This is a genomic window from Anabaena sp. 90 (assembly GCF_000312705.1).
GTDB classification, from domain to species: domain Bacteria; phylum Cyanobacteriota; class Cyanobacteriia; order Cyanobacteriales; family Nostocaceae; genus Dolichospermum; species Dolichospermum lemmermannii.
The window spans coordinates 1,430,488-1,447,105 of sequence record NC_019427.1 but is presented as its reverse complement, the minus strand read 5'-3'; the positions used below and the strand labels follow the sequence as shown (position 1 = coordinate 1,447,105).

Annotated in this window: 15 protein-coding genes and 1 pseudogene; 7 read left to right on the top strand and 9 right to left on the bottom strand. The window is 38.6% G+C overall.

The window, feature by feature from the left end; genetic code table 11:
• Positions 1-3 precede the first annotated feature (3 nt).
• The 3 genes and pseudogenes from ANA_RS27430 to ANA_RS06445 form a co-directional block, all read right to left on the bottom strand.
• A pseudogene (locus ANA_RS27430) lies at positions 4-135 on the bottom strand (Uma2 family endonuclease); the annotation flags it as partial.
• Between the two features lie 131 nt (positions 136-266).
• Complete coding sequence (locus tag ANA_RS06450; protein ID WP_015079248.1) at positions 267-584, bottom strand: helix-turn-helix domain-containing protein; 318 nt, start codon at positions 582-584, stop codon at positions 267-269.
• Positions 556-951, bottom strand: coding sequence for a type II toxin-antitoxin system RelE/ParE family toxin (locus ANA_RS06445; protein WP_015079247.1), 396 nt, complete (start codon positions 949-951; stop codon positions 556-558). The genes ANA_RS06450 and ANA_RS06445 overlap by 29 nt, the downstream gene beginning before the upstream one ends.
• Before the next feature lie 240 nt (positions 952-1,191).
• Here ANA_RS06445 and gpmI point away from each other — a divergent pair, with 240 nt between their 5' ends.
• The 5 genes from gpmI (at position 1,192) to ANA_RS06420 (ending at position 6,216) form a co-directional block, all read left to right on the top strand.
• Positions 1,192-2,790, top strand: coding sequence for a 2,3-bisphosphoglycerate-independent phosphoglycerate mutase (gene gpmI / locus ANA_RS06440; RefSeq protein WP_015079246.1), 1,599 nt, complete (start codon positions 1,192-1,194; stop codon positions 2,788-2,790).
• A 342-nt stretch (positions 2,791-3,132) separates the two neighbouring features.
• The gene (gene secG / locus ANA_RS06435; RefSeq protein WP_015079245.1) at positions 3,133-3,366 is read left to right on the top strand and encodes a preprotein translocase subunit SecG; all 234 of its coding nucleotides are present in this window, start codon (positions 3,133-3,135) and stop codon (positions 3,364-3,366) included.
• 12 nt (positions 3,367-3,378) lie between these two features.
• Positions 3,379-4,134: a Zn-dependent protease gene (locus tag ANA_RS06430; protein ID WP_015079244.1), complete on the top strand. Its 756-nt coding sequence runs from the start codon at positions 3,379-3,381 to the stop codon at positions 4,132-4,134.
• 301 nt (positions 4,135-4,435) lie between these two features.
• Positions 4,436-5,575 carry an L-histidine N(alpha)-methyltransferase gene (locus ANA_RS06425; RefSeq protein WP_015079243.1) on the top strand — a complete coding sequence of 380 codons (1,140 nt, stop codon included), beginning with the start codon at positions 4,436-4,438 and terminating at the stop codon, positions 5,573-5,575.
• Positions 5,557-6,216, top strand: coding sequence for a hypothetical protein (locus ANA_RS06420; protein ID WP_015079242.1), 660 nt, complete (start codon positions 5,557-5,559; stop codon positions 6,214-6,216). Before ANA_RS06425 ends, ANA_RS06420 begins: the two co-directional genes overlap by 19 nt.
• 177 nt (positions 6,217-6,393) lie before the next feature.
• Here the strand turns inward: ANA_RS06420 and ANA_RS06415 are convergent, their stop codons facing one another.
• The 6 genes from ANA_RS06415 to ANA_RS06390 form a co-directional block, all read right to left on the bottom strand.
• A complete protein-coding gene (locus ANA_RS06415) occupies positions 6,394-7,362 on the bottom strand; it encodes an orange carotenoid protein N-terminal domain-containing protein (protein ID WP_015079241.1) in 969 nt (322 codons plus the stop codon).
• A gap of 388 nt (positions 7,363-7,750) precedes the next feature.
• Positions 7,751-8,899: a glycosyltransferase family 4 protein gene (locus ANA_RS06410; protein ID WP_015079240.1), complete on the bottom strand. Its 1,149-nt coding sequence runs from the start codon at positions 8,897-8,899 to the stop codon at positions 7,751-7,753.
• A 292-nt stretch (positions 8,900-9,191) separates the two neighbouring features.
• Entirely contained in the window at positions 9,192-10,814 is a 1,623-nt protein-coding gene (locus ANA_RS06405; protein ID WP_015079239.1) for an MFS transporter, read from the bottom strand.
• Complete coding sequence (recO, locus tag ANA_RS06400; protein WP_015079238.1) at positions 10,798-11,727, bottom strand: DNA repair protein RecO; 930 nt, start codon at positions 11,725-11,727, stop codon at positions 10,798-10,800. Before recO ends, ANA_RS06405 begins: the two co-directional genes overlap by 17 nt.
• A gap of 60 nt (positions 11,728-11,787) precedes the next feature.
• Positions 11,788-12,474 carry a deoxyribose-phosphate aldolase gene (gene deoC, locus ANA_RS06395; RefSeq protein WP_015079237.1) on the bottom strand — a complete coding sequence of 229 codons (687 nt, stop codon included), beginning with the start codon at positions 12,472-12,474 and terminating at the stop codon, positions 11,788-11,790.
• A gap of 111 nt (positions 12,475-12,585) precedes the next feature.
• Positions 12,586-13,719 carry a DNA cytosine methyltransferase gene (locus ANA_RS06390; RefSeq protein WP_015079236.1) on the bottom strand — a complete coding sequence of 378 codons (1,134 nt, stop codon included), beginning with the start codon at positions 13,717-13,719 and terminating at the stop codon, positions 12,586-12,588.
• Positions 13,720-14,036: 317 nt separating this feature from the next.
• On the opposite strand from ANA_RS06390, the gene ANA_RS06385 reads away from it, so the two are divergent.
• Positions 14,037-14,534, top strand: a complete 498-nt coding sequence (locus tag ANA_RS06385; protein WP_015079235.1) for a hypothetical protein — start codon at positions 14,037-14,039, stop codon at positions 14,532-14,534.
• A 317-nt stretch (positions 14,535-14,851) separates the two neighbouring features.
• Positions 14,852-16,537 carry a potassium-transporting ATPase subunit KdpA gene (kdpA, locus tag ANA_RS06380; protein ID WP_015079234.1) on the top strand — a complete coding sequence of 562 codons (1,686 nt, stop codon included), beginning with the start codon at positions 14,852-14,854 and terminating at the stop codon, positions 16,535-16,537.
• Positions 16,538-16,618: the final 81 nt, after the last annotated feature.

Below are 16,618 nucleotides of genomic sequence, written 5' to 3'. Positions count from 1 at the left end.
GTTAAAAGCTCCATTTTGATACTTGTCTTCAACTAATGTACAAATTGTAATTGTTGTCCGCTTGGTTTTGCCGATATATTCTCTACCACCAATATCTAAATAATCTACAATCCAATATTCAGGAACAGCTAATAGGAGCAATAAATTCATTAACTGTGATTAGTTTTAGGGCTGATTGTACCATTATTATTTTTTTGCTGATTAAATAAAGATTATTCTGGCAATTAGAAACTGCAATTTCTTACTTATTTAGCAATCAGGTTAGATTAATAAATTAAACTTTCCAAACCTTTTTCCCGGACTAAATGCAATAATTTAAGAGCCGCGCCTGTAGGTCGTTTTTGCCCAATTTCCCATTTTTGAACAGTTGATGAACTGATGTTTAAAATAGCAGCAAACACAGATTGGCTGACATTAAATGATTCACGAAGTTGCTTAATTTGTTGAGGTTCTAGCGGTTCAATTGGCGGTAAACACAAGCTATCAAATTCGCGTAACGTAACTTGACTCATTACACCAGCCTTGTATAGTCCTATAGCAGTTTCGTGAACAGCCTCAAGAATTGCTGACTTTTTCTTCCTCATTACAGATTACCTCTATTAATTCATCTTTCAATTTTGCTGTTTCAAGAGCCTCTGCTGTTAAAGACAGCAGTTCTGATGACAGTTTTTTCAAGGCTTCTTTTTCATCCTGATCAATATTGCTACGCTCGTTTTTTGGAAACCCAAACACAAAAAACCAACTATCTCCCTTGTTAGTAGCAACCAATGTACGGAAACCAGCCCTCTTGCCCTTTCCAGAACGGGCAATGCGTTTTTTAAATAGTCCACCTCCTAGGTCCGCGTCGTAAAGACCTGCTGCCATTTCTGCAACAGCATTACAGAGACTAGAATCATTTAACTTCTGATCTTTTGCCCAACGGTTAAACCATCGGGTTTTGTAGATTGCCATATTAGTTTCCTTTAACTAAAGTATAGCACTTGGTACTATAATAGTCAATAATCAAAACTACCTATCCAAACAGATATGCTGATTTTACACAATCTTTACTCATAGCGACAAAAGCTGTTTTGATTGGATGCAACATGATAACCAGCAGAATATTAGAAATTAATCAGTAGAATTTAACCTTCAGAGTTGGTTAGCAATGGTATCATTCGAGTATTACAAAAAGTAAAGGGCAATTTTACTATGACCAAAGCACCTGTTGCTCCTGTGGTGCTAGTCATTCTAGATGGATGGGGCTACTGTGAGGAAACGCGAGGAAACGCAATTACCGCTGCCAAAACTCCGATTATGGACAGTTTATGGGCAGTCTATCCCCACACCCTCATTCGCACATCAGGAAAAGCCGTAGGGTTGCCAGAAGGACAAATGGGCAACTCGGAAGTTGGTCATTTGAACATTGGGGCTGGTCGAGTCGTACCCCAAGAACTGGTACGGATCTCAGATGCTGTAGAAGACGGTTCTTTAGCCGCAAACCCAGCCCTTGTCAAAATTTGCCAGGAAGTCCGTGCTGCTAATGGCAAGTTACATCTAGTGGGGCTTTGTTCTGATGGCGGGGTGCATTCCCATATTACCCATCTATTTGGACTACTTGACTTAGCGAAGGAACAGCAACTTTCACAAGTTTGTATCCACGCCATTACTGATGGTCGTGACACTAAACCGACAGATGCTATCAACGTCATTCAGCAGTTGGAAGACTATATAGATCAGGTTGGCATCGGTGAAATCACTACTATCAGTGGTCGCTATTATGCAATGGATCGTGATAACCGTTGGGATCGAGTCCAACGTGCCTACGATGTGATAACAACAGATAGTGCGGGCAATGGACTCACGGCTGTAGAGACATTGCAAGCAGCTTACGCTGAAGGTGTGACTGACGAGTTTGTTCTTCCCGTCCGTCTGCAACCAGGCGCGGTAGAATCTGGTGATGGGGTTATATTTTTCAATTTCCGCCCTGACCGGGCTAGAGAACTAACTCAAGCCTTTGTCAGCAACACTTTTAACGGTTTTGCAAGACAGCCAATTCAGCCGCTTTCCTTTGTAACTTTTACCCAGTATGATCCAGAATTACCTGTTTCTGTGGCTTTTGCGCCGCAAAATCTGAGTAATATTCTCGGTGAAGTTATCGCTAATCGTGGTTTAAAACAGTTTAGAACTGCGGAAACTGAAAAATATGCCCACGTTACCTACTTCTTTAACGGGGGACTAGAAGAACCCTGTGAGGGAGAAGACCGGGAATTAGTCAGTAGTCCTATGGTGGCGACTTATGATCAAGCCCCGGCGATGTCAGCACAAGCTGTAACAGATGTGGCGATCGCTGCCATGAGAAAGGGCATTTACTCCCTAGTCGTGATGAACTATGCTAACCCAGATATGGTAGGGCATACGGGGCAAATCCCAGCTACTGTGACAGCGATTGAAGCAGTAGATAAATGTTTAGGTCGTCTGATTGATGCTATTGGTAAAGCAGGTGGTACAGCAATTATTACTGCTGATCATGGCAATGCTGAGTATATGCTAGATGAAGGCGGTCATCCGTGGACAGCGCATACTACTAACCCAGTTCCGTTAATTTTGGTAGAAGGTGAAAAAGCCAAAATACCCGGATATGGAACAAATGTGGAATTAAGAAATGACGGCAAATTAGCCGATATTGCCCCAACTATTCTGGATATTTTACAGATATCCCAACCACAAGAAATGACAGGGCGATCATTACTTAAAGCCGCAGAATATGATTTACAACTAACTCGTACTCCTGTACAAATAGGTTTGTAAAATCGTAAAATGGTAGGGGTAAAGCAAGAGCTTCATTGATGTCAACTTAACGCAAAATCTTGATCCCGCAAGGAACTCAAGTTTCTTGCTAATAGCGAAAGTCATCTAAAAGATGACTAAATACTAGGAAAATTTATTAGTCCGTTTTAACGGACTTGAGCTATGAGACAGGGAATTTATTCCCTGACGGGTGTGGAAGCCAAACAAATAAGCCACTTGTACTGAGCTTGCGATGCCCTGAGCCTGTCGAAGGGTCGAAGTATCTGTAACCTAAGTTGACACCAATGAGCATTGCTAAACCCTTACGAGATTGATAACTTCTTATAACCAACATTTCTAAATATGGCAATTACTAACATCATCCAAGGCATTTGGGCATTTTCCGCTCTCGGTTTGATTATCCTCGTTTTGTTACATAGTCCTAAAGGTGACGGTATTGGCGCTATTGGTGGACAAGCACAATTATTTACCAGTACCAAAAGTGCCGAAAATACTTTAAATCGAGTTACTTGGGCATTAGTTGTAGTTTTTCTGGGTTTAACTGTGGTTTTAAGTGCTAATTGGTTGCCTAAATAATTGAAACTGAAAATGGGAAAAATTACCCAAAATCAAAACTTTTGGCGAAGATTAAAAGCAGTTCTGACTTTAGCAATAAGTACAGGACTGCTAGTTATTTTGAGTAACTTTCAAGTAAATGCTGGTGTGAGGGAACAGGAAAGAAACTCCCAATTTATCCAAAAAACTCATCCTTTACCAGCGACTCTGGCACAATGGCAAGATAAAACAAATAGTGGTGATTATTTTGATCAAATCAAATCTACGAAAGTTGGTTATTTGATTTGGTCAAGTTTTCCGGTAAAGGTGAAGATAGAAACACCAACAGATATTAATGAAAAGCAGTCACAAATATGGGTTAATAGTGTTTTCCAAGCTGTTCAAGAATGGAATATCTATTTACCTTTACAGGTAGTGGAAAAATCGGCTATTGCTGATATTACAATCTCCCGAAAAGCACCGCCTTTGCAACGTGAACCTAATGGTAAAATATTGCGGGCGCGTTCGGCTTTAACTAGTTATGATTTATATACTGAAAATAATATTTTATCTCACCGGTTTACAATTCTGTTGAGTCCTAGTCAAACTGGTGATTATGTCTTATCAGCAGCCCGTCATGAACTTGGCCATGCTTTGGGAATTTGGGGTCATAGTCTTCTGCAAACTGATATTATGTATTTTTCTCAAGTTCGCAAACCGCCGTTTATTTCGATTAGAGATGTGAATACTTTGAAGAAGGTTTATGAACAGTCTACAAGTTTGGGGTGGTCTGTTTTGGGGAAGGATTGATTTCCTGAAAACAAGAATGTCAAACAGAAACTGAACACTGAATAAGCAAATTAAGTAGGTTGGCGTTGAAAATTGTCGTCATAGCACTAGGCAAGAGGCAAGAGGCAAGAGGCAAGAGTAAAGAAGTTTTCAGCGATTTTACATTTCTTTACACAGTTTGGTTTTATTGTGTTCACCTACTTAAACTACTCTATAGTACGGCAGGCATAATATTTGATTGACAATAACAAATACCATGTGGTATTTGTATACATAAGTAGAGGATTAATTCAGATAAATTGCTTAACAAGCGAGGCTCGAAATGGGTATAAATTTTGCATTAGAGACTTCAGGAAAAGGATGGACTCTCTGCTTGATAGGAGAAGATCAATCTAATAAACTGGCAGAACTCACCCAGGGATTGAGAGGGGAATTTTCGACTACAGGTGATGGTAAAAAGATATTATCTGGTTTTGCTTATTGGAGTGTAGGTTCAGCTATTGCTTGGGATCATGCTTGTAAAGATAATTTCTATTTTGTCATGAAAGAGAGCATAAAATTTTTTAACTCTCAATGGCAACAAATTCATGCTAACAACATAAAAGATAAAAAATATCATTACGTTAGTTTAGGTGTAGGTACAGGAGAAAAAGACCAGCATATTTTGAGTATTTTACTCAACACAAATCCTGACCTACTCTATTTTCCAATTGATATGAGTTCGGAGATGTTAAGATTCGGTGTTCAAAAGGCAACAGAAAGATTGCAATTGAAGAATGATGTCATAACAATTCAAATTGACTTCTCAATTGAGAGAAATATTGGACATTTACGCGAACTGTTTGACCAAATTCCCAATGATAATCCTGTTCTGTTTTCTCTACTTGGAAATACATTAGCTAATTTCCAACAAGACACAGAATTACTGCAACTTCTTTCCAAACTAATGCGACCTAAAGATAGACTGCTTATAGAAGTAGCAACCACTGAAGACTTAAACGAGGAAGCGGCACAAACAGCAGCGAAAGAATATGCAACAACTAGGTTATTCAAAGAGTTTGTTACAAGTGCTTTGTTTCAAAACACTGATTTAAACATTGACTTGAATAGTATTTTATTTCAAGGTTCTATTGAAACAAATAAAGCAATTCTGATAAAAGTCCTGTATCAAAATTCAACTGGCAAAAAAATTGACGTGATGTTACCTGACCGCTCAGTTATGAATTTTGAACCTCAAGATACTATTCGTTTATTGCTGACTAGAAAGTATACCTCAGATGGTATCAAGAAAAGCATATCAGATAGCAACCTAATAATTGTTGATAGACTACACACACCTTTTGAAGCACGTTCTCAGAGTAGATTTGGTATAGATTTAATTCTGCTTGCTCCTGAGTCATCGGGAGTTACCCCTGGCATTTCAGGAACTCCACTGGTGACTGTATGGACACCAAAACGCTAGAAGCATTTAGACGAATAACAGATGATGTCAGTATGAAAAACTTAGTCACATTTGCCACTTTTTTCCCTCTGTTTCTTGGATTTATTTTAGCCATTGTCTGGTTGACTCAAAAACAAGATTTTGATGCACTACTATCGGCTCTCGGAGCATTGGCAACAATTACAGGTATTTTTGGCGAACGGTGGGTATCAGCTTACGAAAAGAAGACTGCATTGCTGCAAGCCTTACTGAATGAGTGCATAGCAAATGAGGTAATTTTATCTGATGCGCGATTCACATCAAATTCACATATTTTGGGGCAACCTCTAGTCTTTCCACGACTAATTATATCAGTCAATGAAACAGCGATCGCATCTGGTGTTTTTGCAGAACGCAAAGATAGTGAGTTGTTTTCGCTTCTACATCAATGGCGGCATACTGTGAATGAGTTCAACCATAGATTAGACATTACCGAATTACGCACATTCACGAATCTGTCACCACAAGAGATCCGTTCATTATATGAGGCACTACAGGAATCAAAAGAGTTTAATGATGCTGGGACTTTAAATCATCATATAGCAACAGTTTTAAAATCAAAATATCCAAAAGGCATTAGAGGTAGTAAAGCCCTAAATGTCTATAACTTACACATTAAATAGCTTTTTTCATTATTTGCTGACTTAGCTTGATTAGTTGTGCTTATGCGATAAAGATAGTTCTTCCTCGTCGTTTCTATGATAACAAATTTTCTGGTCGGTGTCAATAGCTTTCACTCTATTATTGCGAGGCTGTGAAAATAACAAATAAATTTGATTTTCGACAGCCTCATGATTTAATTAAACTCGACGCAGATTCATGAGTTCTTGAGGAGAAGCAAGCATATCAATCGCTACGAAGAAGATTTGTCCTTCGGGATTGATTAAAAACCGCCAAGAAATATTCATACCAACTGTGACACCAAACCAAGGAGTTTGCACTACTCCTGTGATTTTCAGTTGCTTAGAACCGTCTGGTTGAACTTCGCAGATACCTTGTTGCGGCATCATGTTAAGTCCTTGTGCTTCTTCGCGCATATATTTAGCGATCGCTTCCCGACCCACAATTGGCTTTTGGAATGGTGGTTGTAGCGCACCGTCGGTAGTGAATAGCGCAATAGCAGTATCAAATTTATCTGCATTCATGGCTTCAATGTAGCCTAAGACAGCGGGTTCTGTAATGCCGTCAATTTTCACTGAAGATATAACAGGGGTTGTGCGTTGGAAAGCTGGTTCTGCACCTGCTTTAGGATAACTACTAGGACCAAGGTCAGAAGTATCAAACCCCATATCTACTACAGTATTCCGCAATACGGTGATTTGCTGACCTTGATCAAGTTTTTGTGTGGCTTCTAATACAAATTTTACACCAGGAGACATTTGATAACCAACGGGGACAGGAGTGATGATTCCCTGTTTCATCAATTCTCCTAACTCGAACCAGAAAGCGAGTTTGGTATTAACGCTAAAGAAACCATAGGAACGGCTAATAGGAGTATCAGCACGGCTGGCTAAATCCCGCATGACTTTTGTTTGCTCTTCACGAGACATTTGCTTAATTTGGGTCAGCAAACTTTCAGCTAGTTGCAAGCGTGCTACTCCAGGTGCGGCAGGAGTAATGGTTTTACCCATTTCGGTGTAAGCATACCAAAGATATGCTAATTGATCATCAACGTTAAGTTGATCGAACAATGCTATAGTTGCGGGAATAGGACTAGGAAGTTGAGTATTAGAAAAAATAGTTTGAGCGGACTGGATAGTTAAAGCCACAGTCGGAATCTCCAAGATTATGTGTTAATTAGTCGCTGTGAAGACTTAAGCTAAAAATGTTTATGATGAACTTATGTCTTATGTAAAATAATGTAATAAAAATCTTAATTTTTGTAAAGAATAGAAATTGCGAATTGACAAAATGGATTAAATATGGTATGTTGGCGTTGAAAATTGTCGTCATAGCACTAGGCAAGAGGCAATACTTCGACTTCGCTCAGTAACCAGAGGCAAGAGTAAAGAAGTTTTCAGCGATTTTACATTTCTTTACACAGTTTGGTTTTATTGTGTTCACCTACTTATTCAATTCTGAATAAATAGACAATAAAAATCTTCCTCATCCAGAAATAGAGAGAAAGATTTATTGGTTATAGCTGTTGAAAATACGCTAAATACCCCAACTCAGTGTTAAAGGACGTTGTGCAAGAACTTGGCTATAAAGCTCTTCTAATTGGGTGATGTTATCATTCAGGGTATAGCGTTCTAATACTCGCTTTCTGGCTTTTTCTCCCAACAATGTGGTTAACTCTGGATGATCTTGAAATAGTGGTAAGAGGGTTTTTAACTGCGATCGCACACTGCTTGTATTAATTGCCACACCCGCACCCTTTTCTAAAACTTCTCCATCTGCACCAACATCAGTAGCCAAACAAGCTAAACCACAGGACATTGCCTCTAATAGAGACAAGGATAAACCCTCTACCAAAGAAGGTAAAATAAATACATCAGAACCCCGTAAAATTTCGATGCGGCGATCTTCATCAGCGATGAAACCTAACCAGATGATGCCATATTCTCGTCCATAAAATGATTCTAGAGAAGGCTTTAATGGACCATCTCCCACAATCAATAATTTGGTATTAACGCCCATATGTGATTGTTTCCAAGCACGTAAGAGAGATTCAACGTTTTTCTCTTGAGCGATTCTCCCTTGATAAACAAACAAACGTTCAGCGCCAAATTCAGCTTTCACATGAGAAACACCGGGAGAATACTTAACAGGATCTACACCATTAGGTATAACAGCAATCTTTTTTTCCCTCACACCCATACCTGATAACAATTCCCGCTGAATTTGGGAAAAGATAATTACCCGATCATAATGATCCAAAAAAGGAGCGTAAAGTTGATAAGCTAACAGTTGGGTACTGGATAATAATTTTGCCCCCTTACCTGCAAATGGAGTGTGGAAAGTGGCAATTAGGGGCAAATTTAATTCTTCGCAAATTTCTGGTAGAACAAAATCTAAAGTTGATAAAGTCAGAGAAGCGTGAACTATATCCGGCTTAATTTCCCGCAAAGAATCTTTCAAAACCTTAGTTGCTTTGAAAGAGGGAATTGTATAAACCTGGGACTTGTAAATAAATGGCAAAGGAACTTCCTGAAAATTAGGCCAATTGTCAGTTGTCGCTTCTTCTTGGGCAAAGTGTAGAAAACTAACTTCGTGTCCCCTGTCTAGGAGTCCGTTGGTAATTTCTCGACTGTAGGTGACGTTACCGCAAAAGGGTGTTTTTTTTCCAATCCAAGCTATACGCATTCTTAGGTTATCTATAAAAAAGCGAGGGTAAAATATACTGTTTTTATTATGAAGTTGTTATAGCTGAATTTTTGATATTCACAAAAACTCAGATATCTCTAACTTTTAACCCTAAATAATCTTGGTAATTAAAAAGTCAATAAATGGCTTTATTGATGATGCTCATAATTTATAAATCTTTTAACTTGATTACAAATTAATATGCTGATTATTTAGTTGATTCCCAGCAAGTATTTTGGATCTTGCTGGATTAAGTTTAGCACAAAACCCAACAGTTTGATGCAGTTTTTGGCTATTTGCCATTTGAGGATTCACCAGAATTATACCAGGTAAACAGACCGCCAATTAAGACAATGGCAGCTAAGGTAAAAAATACTGCTTTTAAGCCGATAAAAGTTTCTGCCACACCAGCTAAAGCCAGAGGTAGAGAAAGGGCAATATTAATCACATTATTTTGCAGCCCAAATACCTTACCTCGCATATCTGGGGGTGTTTCAGTTTGGATTGCAGTTTGCATGGGGATACCCACCAAAGCCCCAAATACTCCCACTAAGGCAATGAAGAGCAGCACAGGCAAGAGTTGGGTTGTAAACAATGATAAACCAATTAAAGATCCTGCCATACCTAGACAACCCCAAAAACTCAGTTGTTTATAGGAAAAGCGTTGTCCAAATTGTCCGAGAATTGTCGCCCCAAGCGCCACACCCACACCAGCAGATGCTAATAAAAAGCCGAATTGAGAGGCTTTCATATTCGGAATAATTTCTGCCATGCGAACTGCAAGCACAGTCAGGGCTGCAAAGACAGAAAATAAGATAATTAGTTGTAATAAAGCATTGCGGATACGATGATTTTCTTGGAGATAACGTAACCCGTCGCGCAAATCCGAGAAAACATGGGGAAATTCTGTTTCAGGAGGATGGGGTTTTTCGTTAGTTTGGAGTAAGAATAATATTAACCCAGCGATCGCATAACTGCCACCCACCAGAATTTCCTTACCCAATCCCCCACTACCACCTAATTGCGTCCACAGTCCATCTGCTAAGGCCAAAACTGGTTCTCCTACGGCAAAACCGACAATTACCGAAGCCATCATTGTCGTAGTGTAGAGAGAATTAGCCGAAAGCAAATCCTGTTCTTTCACTATTAAAGGAATAGCCGATTGTTCTGCCGGTGCGAAAAATTGTGTTAAGGTAGAAACCAAAAAAGTCACACCTAAAATAATCAAAAAACCCACGGGTAAAACTCCCACAGGCTGCCAATCATGGGTTAACCATAACAGCGAAGGAATGAGCAATACCAGAATCCCGCGCCAAATATTTGATGCTACCAAAACAACTTTTTTTGACCAACGATCTACAAAAACTCCAGCTACAGAACCAAATAATACGGCGGGAATAGTAAACGCCATCATTAAAGCGGAAACCCAACCACTAATACTTTGATCACTAGCTTGAAACTGACTATTAATCAAAGCAATCATTAATACTAAATAAACCTTATCAGCTAATTGACAGAAAACTTGACCTGCCCAAAGAGCGAGAAAATTCGGATTTTTCAATACAGGTAAAAAACCCACCTGTTGATTATTTTCCGAATCTGCACCTCCCGAACCAGCATCTATTAATGGTAGTGTTTCCGGTGTTAATTCCGTTGTAGTTGGGACATTTTCTGAAACACCATTAATTTTGCCATTTATCTGCGGAATTTTTGATGGTTTGGGGATATCAGTCAAGGGAATTTCTGATGTGCAATTCCCATTTTCAGAAACATCCTTGAGTGACATTTCTGGACTATGAATATGACTAACTTTAGGGGAAGAAGCAACATTATGATCTGATGCTTTATGCTTTTTTTTAGCGTCGCTAGGTGAGTGAGTTCGGCCTTTTTTATCTAAATCAGACGATTGCATCATGGTTGGTGGCAAAATAGGAGTCAATCAAAGTGGCAGAGCGAATAGGTTGTCCTAAATGATACTGGACATACTGGCGCAAAATTTGCTCAACAGCTAACCATCCAGAATCTGAAGCTGCATCTATTTGTATTATCTCTGTTTCCGACAGATATTGAAGCATAACCAGTTGTTTCCCATTCAAGCGACGAGAAATAATTGGTAACTCCTGCTGATGAAAAACTGTTTCATAGCTAGGGTTAGAGGCACAGGATTGGGGATTGGGAACACTTTTCTGTGTTGTTTCCTGCATTTCCCTATTTTCCCGGTTTTCCTGCTCTATTTCTGTTCGCAGGCTTTTCCAAGCATCTAAACAAATTATCCCACCAGAAGGAATACTAAATCCCACTTGCCAATGGGGATTTGTCCAGTCTGGAGTTAAAAGCCGTTGGGTTAAGCAACAGGATTCTACTTGTGGTGTCAGTCCTGCTAAGGCTAAAAGCTGAAATACACCTTGGACTAAATGGGCAACTACACATTTTATTTCAGTTTTGGGTATATCATTTAGGCGTTGAAGATGTTCATTAAATAACTCATAAAGTTCTGTTTGGGGTAGTTCGCTTAACGCTTGACACAAAACTATTTCCGCTAAATATTGACTAGCAGCTAATTTACCTAAATCTTTAGATAAACCGGGATAAGTTTTTATAGTTTCAGCTTGAGTAATTCTATCGAGATTTCTACCTTGGGAAATTAGTAATTCATTGACGATAAACATCCCCATTCTCCCACCCAAGCTGGAGTTTTGTTTCCGCGCTCCCGTAGCAACTGCCCGAATTAGCCCAAATTCTTGAGTTAAAATTGTGACTATTTTATCTGACTCACCCAGTGGTTGCGCTTTGAGATTAATACCAGTTGCTTTGTAGGTTTTACTCATTTTTAATCATTAGTTAGTTGTCAGTGGCAAAATAAATTACAACTGACAATGAGCAACTGACTACTCACTCTTTTCTTTTTCTGGGTTATGGCGTTGACGAAGTAAATCCACACCGCGAGATGTGCCTAATCTAGTCGCACCAGCCATAATTAAATCTAAGGCATCGTTGTGAGTGCGAATGCCTCCTGATGCTTTGATGCCTACCCTATCTTTTGCTATTTCTTTCAAAAGCTTAACATCTGCTACAGTTGCGCCACCATTCCAACCTGTACTGGTTTTTAAGAATGCAGCACCAGCATCCATAGCTAGTTCCGCAGCTATTTGTTTCTCTGTATCCGTGAGGAGGCTAGTTTCTAAAATTACCTTGACAGGTTGTCCGGCTTCTTCGCAAATTGTGGCAATTTCCCAGTGAACTTCCTCGGTTTTCCCGGCTTTTAGCCAGCCTATGTTAATAACTACGTCCAACTCAGTAGCGCCATTGTCTACGGCTTCTTTGGCTTCATATAACTTCACGGCTGAAGTATTTGCACCATTGGGAAAACCAATGACTGTACAAACTTGAGGATTTTTTTTATACAGTAGTTCTGCTACTTGCTTGACATAACAGGGATTCACACATACCGCTGCAAAGTTATATCTATATGCCTCGTCGCACCATTGACTAATCTGCTCTGGGGTGGCAATTGGTAATAGCAGAGAGTGGTCAATAAATGGCGCAATATCAATGTTGGGATAGTCTGCTGCCATCGTTTTTGCTTTTGGTGTAGAGTTTATTAAACTTGATGAAAATTAAAGTATTTCTTATATATTAAACCACAATACCCCCAGATCCCCGACTTCTCAAAGAAGTCGGGGATCTTAATCTTGCGAACCAGTGTTCATAAAGTCAAGAATAGTTTGCGCTAAGGCTTTTGAGGCTAAGTATGGAACTCCATTTCCAACGGTTTTAAACATATTCGTAAGTGACATATTTTCTGGAAATGAAAAATCTTCAGGTAAGGATTGAATTGCTAAAGCTTCGGCTACAGAAATACGTCTAATTTTGTAAGGATGTAAATGGACTTCATTATTACCATAACAAGCTGTGGGAGAATAACGCCACCGGTGCAGACGTTTAAAAGATTTTTTAGAATCATCTCCTTCTTCAATAGTAGCAAATTTAATTTTACCTGCTCGTGGTTGAAAATGATGTTTAGCATTGGGATGGTTGAGAACATCATTTTTTCTAAACCAATATTCAACAGTGAGTTGTTGAGGCATATTTTCAGGACAAGGAATTATGGAATCTTCTTGAAATGGTTCAGACTTATTCCAAGGATAAGCAAATACTTGATATTGAGGATATAAAATATGTTTTTCCCAAGGAAAGATAAATTCATCTTTGATTTTTATGTCTTTGAGAAAATTATCTTTAAGGCCTATTAAAATAATTCTCTCTCTATCTTGGGGTACACCATATTCAATAGAGTTAATTAACCGTTCTGTTAGAATATAGCCTGCTTGTTGTAATTTGATTTTTAGTTCTTCAAAAAATAAACGGTGTTTTGTGGTTCTCCATAAACCTTTGACATTTTCAAATAAAAAGAAATCTGGTAAGTTTTGACAAATTAATTCAATATAAGCAGATGATAGTTTACCATTATCGCCTAAATGTCCTTTGTTTTTGCCACCAACCGAAAAATCAGGACAGGGTGGACCACCAATAAAGCCTATTATATTATTTGATTTACGGGAATCTTTGACTAATTCATTTAATCGTTGTGCTGGTGTTCCTGTTATTAATTTACTTACGTCTGCGGCTTCTCCTTCATGATATCCATATTCAGGTTCGGGGAGGTTGAGTTTTTCCCGTGAATAGCGATATGCGGACATGAATGGGGGGAAGATTTCGTTGATATAAGTGATGTTATAGCCGCTAGTTTCAAAGCCTAAATCGAGGAATCCTGAGCCGGAGAAGAAGGAGAAAATAGTGGGATGATTGATCACTGACATAATATACTATTTAAGGAAAATTTTATTTAATTATTGCTAGTATAACTTATATTAGTTATTCGTTAATATCATTTTTGTGAAAAAAATAAATTTATGTTTGTTATATTCTAAAATTATTCTGCCAGGGAATTAATTCCCTGTCTAATAGCTAAAGTCTACTAAAGTAGACTAAAGATTTATTTTCAGTCCACTTGAGTGGACTTTGGCTGTTAGCCTGCGATTTTAATCGTAGGCGGTTTAGTTACGTAGTGAAAAATTTGAATCTTGCCATTAATCAATATATTCTATATTGTGTAATCATCTGAATCATAACCAAAATGTATAAACTACAAAGAATATTCAGCGGATTTATATTATTATCGGTACAAGTAGTATCTGGGATAATTAATTCAATTCTTGATATTAAATACTTTTACCAAAAACGTGTAGCACTGGCAAAATATCAGGAAATTCTCAATTGGGTGAAAACTCAAAATCTCCCCTTAGATACTAGCGAAGTCTTGAAATTACCTAATCATCTCGTAAATATCAGTCATGATGGGTTAGTTCAAGTCCTGCATACATCAGATGATACCTACTGCGTGGCAATCATGATTAAATATACCCCAGGTGCGACACAAAGAGTTGAAGGTATATTTACCTGTGATTTTCCCTTAACTCCCAGATATTTGACGAAAATTCCTGATATTTGTCACCGTATCAATATTTTAGGAGAATACCAAAAGCCATATAAAGTAGCTTGGGCATTTACAAATCTTGAAGTTGACAAGCAATATAATGATTGTTTATTTGCAGTTCATTGTCATTTGAACTAATTAGCTTATAATCAGAAGCATATATTTTTTACTCTGACTAAATTTATATCTAAAAATATACCAATCACTAGATGCTTTATACTTAGGTAGACTTCACTATAATTTAAAGCATATTTTTAGGGAATGGTGAACTATAATCTGATGTGCAGTTAAATAAATTAAAAATATATTGTCTAGAATATTTAACTAGAATCAGATAAAACAATACCTGATGGATGAAAATTATCTAATCACTAAAAATTCAATTTACTACTAATTTAGGCATGATTGTTGAGTATTAACTGGCTATAACTTGAGTTGAATAGAGTGCAAACTACATGAGTCAAGGTTTTTTACAAATTGCTTTAACGCTGTGTATTGTCGTATTCATTACGCCCATACTAGGAAAATACATAGCCCGCGTTTTCTTGGGAGAAAGGACAATCCTAGATCCTGTTATGAAGCCAATAGAGGCAATAATTTATATTTTAGGGGGTGTGGGTAAAAAAAATGATATGACGGGTTGGCAGTATATCCGCGCCTTACTATGTAGCAATTTAGTAATGGGTGTGATAGTTTATGCCCTTCTCTATTATCAGAAATTTCTGCCCTGGAATCCCAATGAACTGGGACGAATGAGATGGGATTTATTACTACATACCACAATTTCCTTCCTGACCAATACCGACCAACAACATTACGCCACAGAAAATACCTTTAGTTATTTTAGCCAAACCTCGGCTTTAGGTTTTTTGATGTTTACGTCTGCGGCTAGTGGTTTAGTAGTGGGAATTGCCTTTATCCGAGGATTAACAGGGAGAAAACTGGGGAATTTTTATGTAGATTTTACCCAGGCTATCACTAGGATATTATTACCTTTATCTATTGTGGGGGCGATCGCTCTAATTATCTGCGGTGTACCCCAAACCTTAGCCAAAACCCTAGTAGTAGAAACCTTAGAAGGCAGAATTCAGTATATAGCTAGAGGTCCAGTAGCATCCTGGGAAATGATCAAAATGCTAGGGGAAAATGGTGGTGGATTTTTTGCAGCTAACTCCGCGCACCCGTTTGAAAATCCCAATGGCGCTTCCAACTTAATCGAAATCATCGCCATGTTGGCCATTCCCACATCCTTAATTTACACCTACGGAATATTTGCCAACAACCTCAAACAAGCCTGGTTATTATATTGGATGGTGTTTATCATCTTTGTCGTTCTCATTGGCGTTACAGCCACAGGAGAATTACAAGGAAATCCTCTGATTAATAATGCTTTGAGATTAGAATTACCCAATCTAGAAGGCAAAGAAGTCCGATTTGACTGGGCGCAAACCGCATTATGGGCGATTACAACTACCGCCACCATGTGCGGTGCTGTCAACGGAATGCACGATTCCCTCATGCCTAATGGCACATTTTCCACCTTATTCAACCTATTTTTACAAATAATTTGGGGAGGACAGGGAATAGGAACCGCTTATCTCTTCATTTATCTGATTCTGACCGTCTTTATCACTGGGTTAATGGTAGGGCGCACACCGGAAATTTTTGGCCGCAAAATTGAAAAACGAGAAATTGTCCTGGCTAGTGTAGTGTTGTTAATTCACCCGATGATGGTTTTAATTCCCAGTGCTGTAGCTTTAGCTTATCCTATATCTTTGTCAGGAATTAGTAACCCAGGTTTTCATGGTATTTCCCAAGTAGTTTATGAATACGCCTCAGCCGCAGCTAATAATGGTTCTGGCTTAGAGGGATTAAATGACGGGACGTTATGGTGGAATTTAAGTACAACTGTCAGTATTTTTGCAGGACGTTATCTACCAATTATTGCCCTGCTCCTTTTAGCTGATAGTATGTCTGAAAAACAAGTAGTCTGTGAAAGCCGGGGAACTTTGAAAACTGATTCTTTGCTATTCACTGGGATTACCGCAGGTGTCACCCTAATTTTAGGAATCCTGACATTTTTCCCAGTTTTAGCTTTAGGACCAATCGCCGAAGGTTTTAAACTCGCTGCTGGTAGTTAGCAGTAGGAGAGGAGGAGAGGAATTTTCTTCTTCTTTCTTTATCCTGACTCCTGACTCCTGACTCCTGACTCCTGCTATATC

Bases quoted from the DNA above. Each gene is read 5' to 3' on its own strand.
- ANA_RS06450 (WP_015079248.1), bottom strand. From the start codon at position 584: ATGAGGAAGAAAAAGTCAGCAATTCTTGAGGCTGTTCACGAAACTGCT.
- ANA_RS06445 (WP_015079247.1), bottom strand. From the start codon at position 951: ATGGCAATCTACAAAACCCGATGGTTTAACCGTTGGGCAAAAGATCAG.
- gpmI (WP_015079246.1), top strand. From the start codon at position 1,192: ATGACCAAAGCACCTGTTGCTCCTGTGGTGCTAGTCATTCTAGATGGA.
- secG (WP_015079245.1), top strand. From the start codon at position 3,133: ATGGCAATTACTAACATCATCCAAGGCATTTGGGCATTTTCCGCTCTC.
- ANA_RS06430 (WP_015079244.1), top strand. From the start codon at position 3,379: ATGGGAAAAATTACCCAAAATCAAAACTTTTGGCGAAGATTAAAAGCA.
- ANA_RS06425 (WP_015079243.1), top strand. From the start codon at position 4,436: ATGGGTATAAATTTTGCATTAGAGACTTCAGGAAAAGGATGGACTCTC.
- ANA_RS06420 (WP_015079242.1), top strand. From the start codon at position 5,557: ATGGACACCAAAACGCTAGAAGCATTTAGACGAATAACAGATGATGTC.
- ANA_RS06410 (WP_015079240.1), bottom strand. From the start codon at position 8,899: ATGCGTATAGCTTGGATTGGAAAAAAAACACCCTTTTGCGGTAACGTC.
- ANA_RS06405 (WP_015079239.1), bottom strand. From the start codon at position 10,814: ATGATGCAATCGTCTGATTTAGATAAAAAAGGCCGAACTCACTCACCT.
- recO (WP_015079238.1), bottom strand. From the start codon at position 11,727: ATGAGTAAAACCTACAAAGCAACTGGTATTAATCTCAAAGCGCAACCA.
- deoC (WP_015079237.1), bottom strand. From the start codon at position 12,474: ATGGCAGCAGACTATCCCAACATTGATATTGCGCCATTTATTGACCAC.
- ANA_RS06390 (WP_015079236.1), bottom strand. From the start codon at position 13,719: ATGTCAGTGATCAATCATCCCACTATTTTCTCCTTCTTCTCCGGCTCA.
- ANA_RS06385 (WP_015079235.1), top strand. From the start codon at position 14,037: ATGTATAAACTACAAAGAATATTCAGCGGATTTATATTATTATCGGTA.
- kdpA (WP_015079234.1), top strand. From the start codon at position 14,852: ATGAGTCAAGGTTTTTTACAAATTGCTTTAACGCTGTGTATTGTCGTA.